Raw genomic sequence first — 15,807 nt, 5'->3', positions numbered from 1 at the left:
GGCCTCGCCCCGCAGGCCGCGGCCGATGCGCCCGACTGGACCCTGGGCCCCGCGCAACGCGCCACCGCACGCAGCGCGGTGATCGACACGCTGCGCCGTTTCCACGCGAGCGATCCCGACGTGCCCGGCCCCGATGCCGCCCGGCTGCGCCGCCTAGCCTGCCCGCGCCTGCCGCCGCCGCCGTGGAGCGCGCTGCTCGCCGCGCTGCAGGCCGAGGGCGTCGTCACGGTGCGCGGCGCGTTCGTGCACCTGCCCGAGCATGCGCTGCGCCTGTCGGCCGCCGACGAGCGCATCGCGCAGAAGGTGGCGCCGCTGCTCGCGACCGCCGGCTTCGACGGCAGCTGGGTGCGCGACCTCGCCCGCGACACGCGCGAGGGCGAGGTGCTGATGCGCACGACGCTCGCACGGCTCGCGCAGCGCGGCGAGCTGCACCAGGTCGCGAAAGACCTGTACTGCGCGCCGGCCACGATGGCGCAACTGGCCGCGCACGTGCGCAGCGTCGCCGCGGGCGATGCCGACGGCGCCGTCACGGCCGCGCGCTTTCGCGACGCCACCGGCCTCGGCCGCAAGCGCGCGATCCAGATCCTCGAGTACTTCGACCGCATCGGGCTGCTGCGCCGCGTCGGCGACGAGCACCGGTTGCGCAGCGACACCGCGTTGTTCACAGGCCCTGCGATGACGATGCGCTGAATGAAACACAGGAGGGGAAGCGTCCCCGGTGGGACGGCCGGGCTTCAAACCCGGTGGGTGGCGCCATGCGCCGCCGGGTGGGTTCGACTCCCATTCCCCTCCGCCCGCCTGCGGCGAATCCAGGGCTTAATCACCGCATGCAGCGCGGAGAAAACCTCTACATCTGGCAGGCGGACGACTGGCCGCAGTGGCGCCATGACCTGTCCGCGCTCGCTCAGCCGCGGGCGGACGTGAGCCATGGCCTGGGGGTTCTGCTCGGTCGCCTGGCCGATGTCGAGCCGGCGCTGCGCGATGAGGTCAATCTGGCCGCGCTGACCGATGACGTGCTCAAGACCAGCGAGATCGAGGGCGAGGTGTTGGACGTCGCCTCGGTCCGCTCGTCGATCGCCCGTCGGCTCGGCATGGACATCGGCGCGCTGGCGCCGGTGGACCGGCATGTGGAGGGCGTCGTCGAGATGGTGCTCGATGCCACATCGCGCAGCACCGAGCCCCTGACCGCCGAGCGGCTGTTCGGCTGGCATGCGGCGCTGTTTCCGACCGGCTACTCGGGCATGAGCAGGATCAGCGTCGGCCAATGGCGCGACGATGCGAGCGGGCCGATGCAGGTCGTCTCCGGCCCCGCGAACCGCCACAAGGTGCATTTCCAGGCACCCCCCGCCGCGTCGCTGCCCGCCGAGATGGCGCGGTTCCTCGCCTGGGCCAACGACGACACCGGCGAGCCCGCGCTGATCAAGGCGGGCCTCGCCCACCTGTGGTTCGTGACGCTGCATCCGTTCGACGACGGCAACGGCCGCATCGCACGCGCCGTGGGCGACCTGTTCCTGGCCCGTGCGGACGGCAGCGGACAGCGCTTCTACAGCCTGTCGGCGCAGATCCAGCGCGAGCGCAAGGACTACTACGACATCCTCGAACGCACGCAGAAGGGCCCGATGGATGCCACCGGCTGGCTGGCCTGGTTTCTCGGCACGCTGGGCCGGGCCGTCGCCACGGCGCAGGTCACGCTCGACGGCGTGCTGGGCAAGGCGCGGTTCTGGCAACACTGGGCCGGCACGCCGATGAACGAACGCCAGGTGAAGCTGCTCAACCGCCTGCTCGACGGATTCGACGGCAAGCTGACCAGCAGCAAGTGGGCGGCCATCGCCAAGTGCTCGGCGGACACGGCGCTGCGGGACATCGCGCAGTTGCTGGCCCTGGGCGTACTGCGCAAGTCGGCAGCGGGCGGGCGCAGCACCGCGTACGAGCTGGCGAGCTCCGCTTCCTGACGCGGTGTCAGCGCCGCCAGCTCACAACCACGTCACCACGCACGGCGCGCGCGGCACCTCCACCGCCCGCTGCCCCTCATAGCAGCCGCCCAGCTCCAGCAGCCACGCCGGCAGCGTGCCGTCGACGCTCGCCGCCAGCCGCGCATGCGTCGCGCGCGCCTCGCCGCTGCGGCCTTGCGCGTGCAACAGCCGCGCCGCCACCGCGAGCCCGGCCGGGTGCTCGTCGAGCCAGGTCTCCAGCCCGCGCAGCAGTTCCACCGCCTCGCCCGAGCGRCCCTCCTCGATGCACAGCCACGCGCCATCCAGCCGCGAATGCGCGTTCCACCAGCCGAGCGGCGTCACGTCGCGCCCCTTGCGCAGCAGCGCGATCGCGCGCTCGCGGTCGCCACGCGCCAGCGCCAGCTGCGCCTGGCTGTGCCACAGCGCGCCCTGCAGGTTGCGGTCGCGCGCCAGCTTCGTCAGCGATGCGATGCGGCCACAGGCCTCGTCCGCCGCGTCGAGCTGCCCGTCGTGGATCAGCGCACCGGCCAGCAGCGGCAGCACGAAATGCAGCTGCATCTCCTGACCCTTCGCGGCCGCCTCGTCCGCCGCCTGCGACAGCCGCCACGCCGCCTCGCCCACCTGCCCGATCGCGAGCGAGTAGTGCGCCCGGCCGATCAGCCGGAAGCCCTCGTTGCGCGGCCCGTCGCCGGTGTCCACCGATTCCAGGATCGACAGCACGCGCGCCAGGCTGGTCGGCTTGCGCAGCTGCCGGTACACACCGCACAGCAGCATCGCCGACACCGCCGAGTCGGTCGGCACCTGCAGGCTGCGCGAGATCGCGAGACCCGCCTCGCCATGCTCCTCGGCCATGCGGAAATGCCCCAGGCTCGCACTCGAGTTGGCCACGTTGCATTCGGCTCGCGCCTGGCCCACCAGCACGCCATGGTCGCGGTACAGCGACGCCGAGCGCCGCGCATGGTTCCAGGCCTGCACCATGCTGCCGGTCTCGCCCTCGATCACCATCCGCAGCGCCAGGATGCGCAGCTGGTCGAACACGCTGCCGCTGCCGTTGCACAGCATCTCGGCCCGGTCCACCAAGGCCGAAGCCACGGTGAAATCGAATTCATTGATCGCGATGCCGGCCCGCAGCAGCGTGGTCGCGACCACCGATTCGCGCGCCGCCTTGCCGGGCGCGCTGTGCAGCGCTTCCTCGAGGTGGTGCTTGGCCTTGTCGTTGACGCGCCGGCGCACGTGGGCCTGCGCCAGCTCGAAGTGCACCGCGGCCTCGGCCGCCTGGTTCGGCTCCTCGCGCAGGCGCGCCAGCAGCACGTCGCCGAGTTCGAAGGCGGCGCTGTCGTCCATCGCCACCAGCGCGCGCAGGCGCTCCACCTGCGCGCCGAGGTGCGCCGGCTCGAGGCGCAGCACCTGGTCGAGCAGCTCCAGCGCGAGCGTCCATTTCTGTTCGGCGATCGCCTGCAGCGCGCGGCCGAGCACGCTGTCGCCGGCGTCCGGATGCAGCTCGGCCGCCGCTTCGCCGGGGAAGAAGCGCGTCTCCAGCCAGCGCACCAGGTTGCGGCCGAGGTTCGGCAGGCCGGTGGCGGCGAGCATCGTGCTGTCGGTGCGGCCCTCGCCGACCAGCGTGCAGCGCAGCTCGAAGCGCAGCGGCCCGCCGTGCACCTCGACGCGCGCCACGTGCCGCACCGCGAGCAGCCGCGCCAGGTCGTCGGCGCGGTCGGCGAAGCCGGATTCCTTCGGCACCGCCTGCAGCGCGTTCAGCAGCGACGGGATCGAGCTCACCTGCATGCGCGGGTGCGCACCGAGGTCGCGCACCACCAGCGACAGCAGCCCGAGCTCCAGCCAGTCGAGGTCGCCGCTGCCGGTCAGGTTCTCGAACGGCAGCAGCGCGAGCGAGACCGGCGCGGTCACGGTGGCGGCCGCCACCGGCGCGAGGGCCGACCCGGATGACGGCAGCGGATCCGGCTGCGCCGGCGACGGCATCGCGGGCAGCACGGCGGGCACCATCGGCGGCGCCAACTTCTCGCGCACCTGCCCCATGAAGCGGTAGCCGGTGCGGTGCACGGTCTTGATCAGCTCGCCGGTCTCGCCGTCGTCGCCGATCACCTTGCGGATCTTCATCACCGCGCGCGCGATCACGCTGGCCGTGACGAAATCGAAGGACCACAGCTTGTCGAGCAGCTCGTCCTTGCTGACGATGCGCCCGCGGTGCCGGATCAGGTAGACCAGCAGCTCGAACGGCCGCGGCTCCATCGCCTGTTGTGTGCCGGCCAGCAGCACCTCGCGCGTCGCTACGCGAACTTCGCACTGGCCGAAAACGAACACCTCGTTGTCCATCAACTCCCTCACGACTCCGGTGCCGACCCCGGTACATGCCGGGGTCTTGATGCCCTCGCATTCTGCCGGCAGGCCAAAAAACGTCTGTTTCAACTCGTCACCGTTACGCCTGTTGCGCTCGGTTGCGTCCGCGTTTTCTCCTCGTACAGGCACACGTCAGTCACACCTCCGTCAATTCTCCTGAGACCGTTTTCAACAGAATCGCGCCCCGAAGCCCCCTGAAACCAGCCATCCAACCGAGAGCACCATGCGATCCCACCTCCTGGCCCTCTGTGTCGCAGCACTCGCGGCGGCCTGCAATGGCGACTCGAGTGAATCGACGCCCGCGGCGGCCGCGCCGCCCACCGGCAACGGCGGAGGCAACGGCAACGCCGTGGTCGTGCCCGCCGACACCGACCCCCATGCGCAGATCGCCGCCGTGACGATCAAGGCGGTGACGCCCGGTGATGTCGCCGGCCCCGGTTGCAGCGCCGCCTCCAAACCACGCCGGCTGACGCGCGACCAGGTGGTCAACGCGCTGACCGACGTCACCACCGCGCTCACCGGCGATGCCACGCTCGCCGCGAGCGTCGGGCCGCTGGTGCGCGACACCACGCAGTTCCCGCCCGACGTGCCGGTCGACCCGTCTACATCTCGACACAAGGGTTACGAACGCCTGGACACCGGCGTGAACCTGCGCCAGGTGACCGCGCTGCACGACACCGCCGAGACGCTCGCGAAGTCGATGACGGCCGACGCCAACCGCTTGAACACGCTGCTGGGCACCTGCACCGGCACCGCCGATGCGTGCGTCACCGGCTTCATCCGCAAGGCCGGCCGGCTGCTGTTCCGCCAGCCGCTGACCGATGCCGAGGTGAACGTGTACCGCACCGCCGCCGGCAATGCCGCGACGCAGGCCTCGGTGGCCAAGGTGCTGGGCACGATGATCGCGTCGCCGAAGTTCTACTTCGTCGTCGAGAAGGGGCAGGCCGCCACCGATGCCAACGCAACGTGCGTGTCGCTCACCGCGCACGAGCAGGCCACCCGGCTCGCGCTGCACTTCTGGAACTCGGTGCCCGACGCCGCGCTGAACACGCTGGCCGATGACGGCTCGCTGCTCAAGCCCGCTGTCTTCACCGCGCAGATCCAGCGCCTGATGGCCGACAGCCGCTCCGACCGCGCGATGCGCGACTTCTTCGGCGGCTGGTTCCGGCTGCAGGAGCTGGTGGCACTCGACGGCAAGGTCGGCGACCCGAAGTTCGATGCCTTCGCCGGCAGCTTCAAGGCGCTGCCGACCTCGCGCGACGCAGCCGTGAACGAGGTGCTGGACATGGTCTCGTACCTGGCGGCGCGCAACGCCTCGCTGCAGCAGGTGCTGACCGACCGCCACTCGTACGCGAAGACGGCCGACATCGCCTCGCTCTACAAGACCGCGGTGTGGGACGGCAAGTCCGCCCCGCCGCTGTTCACCGAAGCCTCGCGCGTGGGCCTGCTCACCCGCATCGGCTACATCGCCCAGGGCTCGACCGACACGACGCTGCCGATCTCGCGCGGCAGCCGCGTGCTGTTCGGGCTGACCTGCGAGGCGATGCCGACGCCGGCGATGGACCAATCGAACTCGAAGGCGGATCTCACGGGCGTGCTGACCACTCGTCAGCGCGTCGAACGTGTCACCGAGATGGAGGGCACCTCGTGCATCGGCTGCCACAAGACGCAGATGAACCCGTGGGGCTTCGCCTTCGAGGGCTTCGATTCGCTGGGCCGCGCGCGCAGCACCGAACGCGTGCTCGATGACAAGGGCGGGCTGCTCGGCGAGAAGCCGATCGACACCGCCGCGCTGGTGCGGCTGGCCGACGGCTCGTCGCGCGCCGTCGCCTCGCCGGCGGCCACGCAGCAGTACATCCTCGACAGCGGCCAGTTCGAGCGCTGCTTCGCACGCAACTACGTCCGCTACAGCTTCGGCCGTCCCGAGACCGCCGCCGACGGCGCACTGATGGAAGCCCTGCGCGTGCAGGCCGCCAACGGCGCCRACCTGCGCAGCCTGTTCGCATCCGTCGCGCTTCGCACCGAGTTCACCACGATCCAGAGGGCGCAATGAAACCCGCATTCAACCCCTTGTCGCGCCGGCAGTTCCTGCTCGGCGCCGGCGGCACCGCACTCGCGCTGCCCCTGCTGCCTTCGCTGCTGCCGCGCGAGGCGCGCGCCGCCACCGAGGCAGCCGCCTCGGCCGAGCGCTTCTTCGTGCACACCACCACCTGGCACGGCGTGTTCCAGAGCCAGTTCTTCGGACCGCTGCTCGACCAGGCGCCTGCGGCAACGCAGAGCTACGGCGGCATCACGATCCGCCAGGCCCAGCTCGCTGCCGCGGCCAAGGCCTCGGGCGACATGACGGTGATCAGCGACATCCTGCGGGCGAAGAGCTCGAAGCTGACGGCACGCATGTTGTCGAAGCTGAACATCATCAACGGGCTCGACTTCGCGGTGGGCAGCGGCCACAACCGCGGCGGCACGCTGGGCGGCGACGCCACCAACCCGACCATCGACCAGGTGCTGGGCAGCTCGAGCAGCTTCTACCCGACCGCGGTGCTGCAGCCGGCGATCGTGCGCAACCTGGTGTCGCTGTCGAAATCCGGCACCGCCACCGTGCAGACCACGCCGACCGCCGAGAGCAACGTCAAGCTGTTCGATCGCCTCTTCAAGAACGCAGGCGGCGGTGGCACCCCCACGCCGACGCCGACCGACAAGACGGTGCTGGTCGACCGCGTGAAGGAACACGCCGACCTGGTGATGGCCGATGCCTCGTGCTCGGCCGACTGCAAGTCGCGGCTCGGCGACTACCTCGACCTGCTGAACCAGGTCGAAGGCAAGCTCGCGCAGACGCCGGTCAGCAGCACCTTCCAGCGCCCGACCAGCGACACCTCGTCGCTGGAATCGGCGGCCGGCTTCTATGGCCAGCCGCCGAGCCAGGCGCAGGTGGAGCAGCTGTGGAACGACATCGTGGTGGCCGCCTTCTCGGCCGGCATCAGCCGCGTCTACGTGAACGGTTCCACCTCGTACACCTTCGGCCCGGAGCCGGAACACGCCTGGCACAACGACTACGCGCACGCGCTGGACGACAGCGCCAAGCGCGCCGGCTTCAACGCCGCGGTGCAGCTGCAGTTCGAGAGCTGCATGCTCGACATGGCCGCGAAGATGGACCAGGTGAAGACGGCCGACGGCAAGACGCTGTTCGACAAGGCGCTGATCGCGAGCGGCTTCGAGCTCGGCTCGGGCGGCAACCCGGGCCACCACCACAACCGCTGCATCCCGATCATCGCGCTCGGCGATGCCGGCGGCTATTTCAAGACCGGCCAGTCGCTGGACTACCGCGACCTGAACTCGTTCAACTGGTCATCGGACCCGCACTGGTACTCGGGCCTGCTGTACACGCAGTGGATGGGCATGGTGCTGCGCGCGATGGGCGTGAGCACCAGCGACATGAACACCACCGCCTGGGGCTACCCGAACGTGCGCGGCGCCAACGGCGACCACACCGACGCGATCTGGTCGGTGGCCGGGCAGGACCTGCCGTGGATGAAGGCCTGATGCGATGAAGCGCACCTTCCTTCACCTCCTCGCGGCGCCGGCGTTGGCGCTGGCCGCCGCCGGGCCCGCTCTGGCGCAGAGCGCCAGCAACGGCCAGATGCTGTTCACGACCACGCTGGTCGCCGGCAAGCAGAGCTGCAGCAACAGCGCCTGCCACGGCACGATCCCGGCGAACCCGCTGAACCGCATCGCCAACGGCACGAGCGCGTCCAACATCAAGGGCATCATCGTGACCAACACGCAGATGAACTTCCTGCAGGGGAAGCTCACCGATGCGCAGTTGAACGACCTGGCGGCCTACATCGGCCAGCAGCTCGGCCGCACGCCGAGCTACCTGCCGACCACGCCCGAGCCGGCACCGTCGGTCAGCCCGGGCAGCCTCACTTTCACGAGCCAGGCGCTCGGCACCACCAGCGCCGCGCAGACCTTCTCGGTCAACAACTCGGTGGGCGCGGGCGCGGCCCTGGTGATCAGCAGCCTCGGGCTCACCGCGGGCAGCGATTTCGCCATCAGCGGCGGCACCTGCAAGGTGGGCACCTCGCTCACCGCCGGCACCGCCTGCTCGGTGACGGTGACCTTCAAGCCCACGCTCGCCGGCACGCGCTCGGCCACGCTGACCGTGGGCCACAACGGCGCCACCGGCAGCAGCACCGCGACGCTCTCGGGCACCGGCGCCGACAGCTCGCCGACGGTGACGCTGTCGCCGACCACGCTGAGCTTCTCGCAGACGGTGGGCGCCAGCTCCGACCCGCTGCGCGTGACGCTGGGCAACAGCGGCACCGCGGCGCTGACGGTCAACTCGCTGACGGTGAGCGGCGCGCAGGCCGCGGAGTTCGCGATCGCCTCGGCCTCGACCTGCAAGGCCGGCACCAGCGTCGCCGCGGGCAGCAACTGCTTCATCGACATCGCCTTCACGCCGGCGGCCACCGGGGCGCGCGCCGCGAGCCTCGCGATCGCCCACAGCGGGGGCAGCACCGCTGCGACGGTGGCCTTGAGCGGCACCGGCAATGCGAACGCGCAGCCCGGGCTGGCGCTCGACGCGATCGTGCTGGACCTCGGCGCGCAAGGCCTCGCGACCACCGGTGCCGCGCGCACCGCGACGGTCACGAACAACGGCCAGGCCGACCTGAAGATCAGCAAGGTCAGCGCGAGCGGCACCAATGCCGCCGACATGGTGCTCGGCGGCACCTGTGCCGGCGCGACGGTGGCGCCGGCGGCGAGCTGCACGGTGACCGTGGCGCTGAAGCCGAGCGCGCTCGGCCCGCGTTCGGCCAGCGTCGAGATCGCGAGCAACGCGCCCAGCGGCACGGCCTCGCTGTCGGTCGGCGGGGTCGGCATCGCGATCGCGTCGCCGGAGCTGACGCTGTCGCAGCCGTCGATCGGCTTCGGCCAGGTGTCGATGGGCACGACCTCGCTGCCGCGCTCGGTGACGGTGTCGAACACCGGCAGCGCGGCGCTGCAGATCGCGAGCATCGTCAGCAGCTCGACCGAGTTCAAGGCCAGCCACGATTGCGCGGCCAGCCTGGCGCCCGGCGTGGTCTGCACGCTGACGGTGACCTACGCACCGGCGGCCGACAACGCGGCCGAGACGGTGACGATCATGTCGAACGCGTTCAGCTCGCCGAACAGCGTGGTGCTGACCGGCCAGGGCACGACGGCGGTGCTGCCGGTGCTGGCCTGGCAGGGCAACACCAACGCGCTGCAGTTCGCGTCGACCGAGGTCGGCAAGACGGCGACCGGCAGCCCGCTGACGCTGGTGAACAACGGGCCGGGGCCGGTGACGGTGTCGTCGATCGGCATCTCGGGCGCGCAGGCCAATGCGTTCTCGGTCGGCGGCGGCACCTGCGTCGGCGGCATCACGCTGGCCGCCAGCGCGAGCTGCACGGTGGTCGTCAGCTTCGTGCCCGACGTGGCCGGCATGCGCAGCGCGGTGCTGCTGGTCGCCTCGAGCGGCAGCAACCCGCCGGATGTCGCACTGAGCGGCAGCGGCGTGGCGGCCTCGACCGGGGGTGGCGGTGGTGGTGGAACGACGCCGCCTGACACCGGTGGCGGCGGTGGCACGACCCCGCCCGACACCGGCGGCGGTGGTGGCACGACTCCCCCGGCCACCGGCACGCTCGCGGTGGCGCCGACGGCCCTCGACTACCGCTCGACCACGGTGCGCACCGGTGCGCGCAGTGATCCGCTGACGGTGCGCATCTCCAACAGCTCGGCGGCGACCGCGACGATCTCGGCGGTGACGACGAGCGCCGGCTTCATCGTCGCGTCCGGCTCGGCCTCCGATGCCTGCCCGGGCGTGCCGTGGACGCTGGCCGCCGGCAAGTCGTGCACGGTGACGGTGGTGTTCGCCCCCGGCAGCGGCGGTGCGATGCACGGCACGCTGAAGGTGATGTCGTCCGCCGGCCAGGCCACCGAGGTGGCGCTGTCGGCCCAGGCCGAAACCCCATCGACCAACGAAGGCGCGGGCGCGCTCGATGCCCGCTGGCTCGCACTGCTGGTGCTCGCCATCGCGGCGCTGCAGGTGCGCCGCCGCAATCCCGTTCTTGTTTCTGCTTCTGTCTCGAAGGAAATCGCTTGATGAACCCGATCAACCGCTGGTCCGCCCTCGCGCTGGCCCTGTCCACCAGCCTCTTCGCCGCGCTGCCCGCGGCCGCCGTCGACGCCGGCACCCAGGCGCCCGAGTTCCAGCTGAACGGTTCGCGCAGCGCGGTGAACCTCGGCGCGATGAAGGGCAAGGTCGTGTACCTCGACTTCTGGGCCTCGTGGTGCGGCCCGTGCAAGCAGTCGTTCCCGTGGATGAACGAAATGCAGGCGAAGTACGGCGCGAAGGGCCTGCAGATCGTCGGCATCAACCTCGACTCGAAGCGGGCCGACGCCGACAAGTTCCTGGCCGAGGTGCCGGCGAGCTTCGTGGTGGCCTTCGATGCGCAGGGCGACACGCCGAAGCGCTATGGCGTGAAGGGCATGCCGACCTCGGTGCTGATCGGCGCCGACGGCAAGGTGATCCAGATGCACGCCGGGTTCCGCGAGGACGAGCGCAAGGCGCTCGAAGACGCGATCGTCGCGGCGCTGAAGTGACCGCTGCCATGACCAGGAAGACATTGACCGCCCTGCTCGTGCTCGGCGCCGCCCTCTCCGGCTGCTCCGTGCTGCAACCTCCGCAACCGTGGGAGAAGGGCCTGCTCGCGAAGCCGGAGATGACCCTCGGCGGCGACGCGCTCGAAGGGCGCTTCGACGTGCACATCCTGAACAGCAAGGAAGCGGCCTCGGGCGGCTCCGGTGTCGGCGGAGGCGGTTGTGGCTGCAACTAAGACGGCCCGCGTCGGCAACCTGGTCGCCGCGGCGCTCGCGCTGCCGGGCGTGCTGGCCGCGGGCGCGGCGCGCGCCGAAGACCCGCCGGAGCACGGCCTGATCGCGTTCAAGTACCTGCAGTACAAGGACAGCCAGGCCGTCAACGTGCGCTACCCGTACTACGACGGCAGCGAAGGCAGCCGGCTCAACCGCATCACCGTGAAGGCGCCGTCGCTGTACGTGATGGCGCCGATCGGCCGCTGGTCGATCGAGGGCTCGGGCGTGATCGACGACGTGTCGGGCGCGACGCCGCGCTACTACAGCGACGTGTCGGGCGCCTCGCGCTCGCCGGGCATGGAAGACAAGCGCAAGGCCGGCGACCTGAAGGTGACGCGCTACTTCGAGCGCGGCGCCCTCGCGCTCGGCACCGCGCACTCGAGCGAGAACGACTACAAGTCGAGCGCGCTGTCGCTCGAAGGCCGCGTCGCGACCGCCGACAACAACACCACGTTCAACATCGGCATCGCCGGCACGCGCGACCGCATCGACCCGGTCAACGCGGTCGTCATCGACGAGCGCAAGACCACCTCGGAGCTGACGCTGGGCGTGACGCAGGCGCTGTCGCCGCGCGACATCGCGCAGCTGAGCCTGACCTACTCGGTGGGCCGCGGCTACTTCAACGACCCGTACAAGCTGTACGACCACCGGCCGCGCGAGCGCGATGCGAGCATCGGCATGCTGCGCTGGAACCACCACTTCGAATCGGTGTCGGGCACGCTGCGCACGAGCTACCGCTACTACAGCGACACCTTCGGCATCCGCTCGAACACGCTGGAGACGGCGTGGGTGCAGCCGGTGTCGGAGCTGTTCTCGGTGACGCCGTCGTTCCGCTACTACACGCAGAACGCCGCGTCGTTCTACTACGACCCGGTGCTCGACACCGCGGTGTACCCGGGGCCGGTCGGCACGCCCGAGTTCTCGTCGGCCGACCAGCGGCTGTCGGCCTTCGGCGGCATCACGCTCGGCCTGAAGCTGGAGTTGCACTTCGGCAACTGGACCACCGACCTGAAGCTCGAGCGCTACCAGCAGCGCTCGGACTGGCGCCTCGGCGGCAAGGGCTCGCCCGGCATCGACACCTTCGACGCAACGATCGTGCAGTGGGGTCTCGCGACCCGCTTCTGACCCCTACGGAACCCTCGCCCATGAACGACATCCTTTTCCGTTCCCGCCGCGTGGCGCTGAGCGCCTTGCTGCTGCTCGCCGCCTGCGGTGGCGGCAATGACGATGCGCCGGCACCGTCGCCGGTGGGCGGGGGGGCGCCGGCGCCTGCTCCGGCTCCGGCTCCGGCTCCGGCTCCTGCGCCTTCACCAGCGCCTGCTCCCACGCCTTCGCCGGCACCGGCTCCCGCTCCCACGCCAGCACCGGCGCCTGCGCCGACTCCTGCACCCGCACCGGCTCCCACGCCTGCACCGGCTCCCGCACCAGCGCCCACACCGGCACCGGCACCTGCTCCCTCTCCGGCCCCCGCGCCTGCGCCGGCACCCGCCCCGGCCCCTGCGCCTGCACCCGCCCCCGCAGCGGCCACGCTCTCGTGGCGCGCCGTCAGCCTCGCCAGCGCCGAGTTCGCGCCCGGCAGCCTGCCCGGCACCTACAACACCGACTACGTCTACCCGTCGGCGTCGAGCGCGGCCTACTTCAAGAGCAAGGGCATGAACGCGGTGCGCCTGCCCTTCCTGTGGGAGCGGCTGCAACCGTCGCTGAACCAGCCCTTCGACGCAACCGAGCTGTCGCGGCTCACCACCTTCGTGCAGCAGGTCACCGCCACCGGCGTCACGGTGCTGATCGATCCGCACAACTACGCGCGCTACCGCGGCAACCTGATCGGCTCGGCGCAGGTGCCGAACGCGGCCTTCGCCGATTTCTGGTCGCGCCTGGCGACGCAGTTCAAGGGCAATCCGAACGTCGCGTTCGGGCTGATGAACGAGCCGCACGACATCGCGACCGAGCAGTGGCTCGCGGCGGCCAACGCCGCGCTGGCCGCGATCCGAACCACCGGCGCGACCAACGTCGTCACCGTGCCGGGCAACGCCTGGACCGGCGCGCACAGCTGGCTGCAGGACTGGTACGGCACCGCGAACGGCACCGTGATGAAGGGCATCGTCGACCCGGGCAAGAACATGGTGTTCGAGGTGCACCAGTACCTCGACGCCGATTCGTCCGGCACCAAGCCGGACTGCGCCAGCGCCACCATCGGCGCCGAGCGCCTGCAGGCCTTCACGACCTGGGCGCGCAGCAACGGCTACCGCGCCGTACTCGGCGAAGTGGGTGCCGCATCGAACGCCACCTGCGACCTGGCCGTGGCCAACGCACTCGGCCACCTGAAATCCAACGCCGACGTCTGGGCCGGCTGGGTCTGGTGGGCGGCCGGCCCCTGGTGGGGCAGCTACATGTATTCGATCGAACCCGCAGGCAGCACCGACAAGCCGCAGATGAACGTGCTGAAGCCGTACCTGCAGTGACCTGTTTTCTCTGAATTCAACACATCAAGGGACTCCACATGAAAAGCCAAAAACGCCAGCGCGGACGCGCCGGTGTGAGCCTGCTGTTCTCGCTCGTTCTCGCCGCCTGCGGTGGCAACGACAGCAATGACAACCCGGCACCGTCACCGACGAGCCATGCGCCGGCCCCGGCGCCCACCACCACGCCGTCGCCGTCGCCTTCTCCTTCGCCTGCCCCCGCACCGGCCCCGTCGCCCTCGCCGGCACCGGCGCCTGCGCCCACGCCGTCTCCCGCGCCGGCACCTTCCCCGTCGCCGGCACCGGCTCCGGCCCCCACGCCCTCGCCCGCCCCGGCGCCTTCTCCTGCGCCGGCTCCTGCGCCCGCACCAGCACCGTCGCCGGCTCCCGCACCGGCCCCTTCGCCTTCTCCGGCACCCGCTCCCGCACCGGCCCCGGCCCCGGCGAGCGATCTGATCACCACCGGCAACCCGTACGCCGACGCGCTGTTCTACGTGGACCCCGACTACGGCACCCAGGTCGCGCAATCGCTGACCCGCGTGACCGCCTCGGCCACCGACACCGCGCTGGTGAAGGCGGCCGCCAAGTTCCCGACCGCCGTCTGGCTGGACCGCATCGGCGCGATCGACGGCGCCAAGGCCAGCGGTGGCGCGATGGGCCTGGTCGAGCACCTCGACGCGGCCGTCGCGCAGCAGAAGACGCTGAGCGGCAGCACGCTGAAGCCGATGACGATCCAGCTCGTCGTGTACGACCTGCCCGACCGCGACTGCGCCGCGCTGGCCTCGAACGGCGAGCTGAGCTCGGCCAACGACGGCATGACGAAGTACAAGACGCAGTACATCGACCGCATCGCCGAGATCCTGGCGCGCCCGGCCTATGCCGGCCTGCGCATCGTCACGGTGATCGAGCCCGACTCGTTCCCGAACATGCTCACCAACATCGGCATCGGCAAGACGATGTGCGATTCGGTGAACAGCAAGGGTGTCTACGTGCAAGGCATCCAGTACACGCTGAACAAGCTGTCGACGCTGAAGAACGTGTACATGTACCTCGACATCGCGCACTCGGGCTGGCTCGGCTGGGACAACAACCGCGCCAAGGCCATCGACGGCTTCAAGACGCTGGTGAAGGGCGCGACGCCCAGCGGCAACCTCGGCATCATCCGCGGCTTCGCGAGCAACACCGCGAACTACACGCCGCTGGACGAGCCGTACTTCGACGGCACCGACGACAACGTCAAGTCGGGTGGCACGACCGAGTTCTACGAGTGGAACCGCATGATCGACGAGCTCAGCTACACCGACAAGCTGCGCACCGAGTTCGTCGCGGCCGGCTTCCCCGACACGCTGTCGTTCATCATCGACACCTCGCGCAACGGCTGGGGCAGCACGAAGCGGCCCACCAAGGCAGCCGCCGATGTGGATGACATGCGCATCGACCGCCGCAACCAGCGCGGCAACTGGTGCAACGTGAAGGACACCGGCATCGGCGAACGGCCCCGCGCCAAGCCGGATGCGAGCCGCCCGCACCTCGACGCGTTCGTGTTCGTCAAACCGCCCGGCGCTTCCGACGGCACCAGCGACAGCACCGCCAACACGCCGAACGCCGAAGGCAAGCGCTTCGACGCGATGTGCGGCTCGGCCAACGTCGACGCGCTGAGCGGCGCACCGCACGCCGGCCAGTGGTTCCACGACCAGTTCCTGATGCTGCTGCGCAATGCGTCGCCGGCGATCAAGTGACGGTCAGCGCATCCATGCCTTCGACATCCACGATATCCATCCAGGAACCACGCCGATGAACCCTTCCCATCGCCCCCGCGCCGCGGCCCTTGCCGTCGCCGCGCTGTTCGCCACCGTCGCCTCACCCGCCTTCGCCAAGGACTGGCCGTCCGGCTACTCGAAGTGCGCCGATGAAGGCGAGACCTGCAAGGCGGGCACCGCCAAACGCTCGGTCTCGTTCGGCATCAAGGACAAGTTCGTGACGAAGACGCTGTCGGGCAACATCGCCTGCACGACCGCGACCTTCGGCTCCGACCCGTACCCCGGCAAAGCCAAGAAGTGCGCCGTCGGCGCGGCCGCGGCGCCCGCCCCGGCTCCGGCACCGTCGCCCGCTCCGGCCCCTGCCCCCGCACCGGCTCCGACGCCTGCTCC

General features: G+C 70.6%; 11 protein-coding genes, 1 tRNA gene and 1 pseudogene. 12 read left to right on the top strand and 1 reads right to left on the bottom strand.

Annotation, left to right across the window (positions count from 1 at the left end):
* The 3 genes from AC1D01_RS04775 to AC1D01_RS04765 form a co-directional block, all read left to right on the top strand.
* The coding region (locus AC1D01_RS04775; protein ID WP_477864932.1) for a SelB domain-containing protein at nt 1–690 on the top strand (690 nt) is incomplete at its 5' end.
* Nucleotides 691–700: 10 nt separating this feature from the next.
* Nucleotides 701–793 (top strand) — tRNA-Sec (locus AC1D01_RS04770).
* Between the two features lie 34 nt (nt 794–827).
* Nucleotides 828–1,952, top strand: coding sequence for a Fic family protein (locus tag AC1D01_RS04765; protein WP_477864931.1), 1,125 nt, complete (start codon nt 828–830; stop codon nt 1,950–1,952).
* 21 nt (nt 1,953–1,973) lie between these two features.
* Here the strand turns inward: AC1D01_RS04765 and AC1D01_RS04760 are convergent, their stop codons facing one another.
* A complete protein-coding gene (locus tag AC1D01_RS04760) occupies nt 1,974–4,286 on the bottom strand; it encodes a winged helix-turn-helix domain-containing protein (RefSeq protein ID WP_477864930.1) in 2,313 nt (770 codons plus the stop codon).
* Nucleotides 4,287–4,533: 247 nt separating this feature from the next.
* Between AC1D01_RS04760 and AC1D01_RS04755 the strand changes: the two genes are divergently transcribed.
* The 9 genes and pseudogenes from AC1D01_RS04755 to AC1D01_RS04715 all read left to right on the top strand — a co-directional run.
* On the top strand, nt 4,534–6,363 hold the full coding sequence (locus tag AC1D01_RS04755; RefSeq protein ID WP_477864929.1) for a DUF1592 domain-containing protein: 1,830 nt from the start codon (nt 4,534–4,536) through the stop codon (nt 6,361–6,363).
* Nucleotides 6,360–7,850: a DUF1552 domain-containing protein gene (locus AC1D01_RS04750; protein ID WP_477864928.1), complete on the top strand. Its 1,491-nt coding sequence runs from the start codon at nt 6,360–6,362 to the stop codon at nt 7,848–7,850. The genes AC1D01_RS04755 and AC1D01_RS04750 overlap by 4 nt, the downstream gene beginning before the upstream one ends.
* Before the next feature lie 4 nt (nt 7,851–7,854).
* Nucleotides 7,855–10,428, top strand: a complete 2,574-nt coding sequence (locus AC1D01_RS04745) for a choice-of-anchor D domain-containing protein (RefSeq protein WP_477864927.1) — start codon at nt 7,855–7,857, stop codon at nt 10,426–10,428.
* Nucleotides 10,428–10,928, top strand: a complete 501-nt coding sequence (locus tag AC1D01_RS04740; RefSeq protein ID WP_477864926.1) for a TlpA family protein disulfide reductase — start codon at nt 10,428–10,430, stop codon at nt 10,926–10,928. The genes AC1D01_RS04745 and AC1D01_RS04740 overlap by 1 nt, the downstream gene beginning before the upstream one ends.
* Nucleotides 10,929–10,951: 23 nt before the next feature.
* Nucleotides 10,952–11,161 (top strand): DUF4266 domain-containing protein, encoded by a 210-nt coding sequence (locus AC1D01_RS04735; RefSeq protein ID WP_477864925.1) that lies wholly within the window; start codon nt 10,952–10,954, stop codon nt 11,159–11,161.
* The gene (locus AC1D01_RS04730) at nt 11,148–12,323 is read left to right on the top strand and encodes a DUF3570 domain-containing protein (protein ID WP_477864924.1); all 1,176 of its coding nucleotides are present in this window, start codon (nt 11,148–11,150) and stop codon (nt 12,321–12,323) included. Before AC1D01_RS04735 ends, AC1D01_RS04730 begins: the two co-directional genes overlap by 14 nt.
* 20 nt (nt 12,324–12,343) lie before the next feature.
* Nucleotides 12,344–13,660, top strand: a complete 1,317-nt coding sequence (locus AC1D01_RS04725) for a glycoside hydrolase family 5 protein (protein ID WP_477864923.1) — start codon at nt 12,344–12,346, stop codon at nt 13,658–13,660.
* 38 nt (nt 13,661–13,698) lie between these two features.
* Nucleotides 13,699–15,396, top strand: coding sequence for a glycoside hydrolase family 6 protein (locus AC1D01_RS04720; protein WP_477864922.1), 1,698 nt, complete (start codon nt 13,699–13,701; stop codon nt 15,394–15,396).
* Nucleotides 15,397–15,451: 55 nt separating this feature from the next.
* Nucleotides 15,452–15,807, top strand: a pseudogene (locus tag AC1D01_RS04715) (hypothetical protein); the annotation flags it as partial.

It is taken from the genome of Rhizobacter sp. P3_B12, assembly GCF_056402895.1.
The sequence above is the reverse complement of the archived record's forward strand: the minus strand, read 5'-3'. Positions and strand labels throughout refer to the sequence as shown.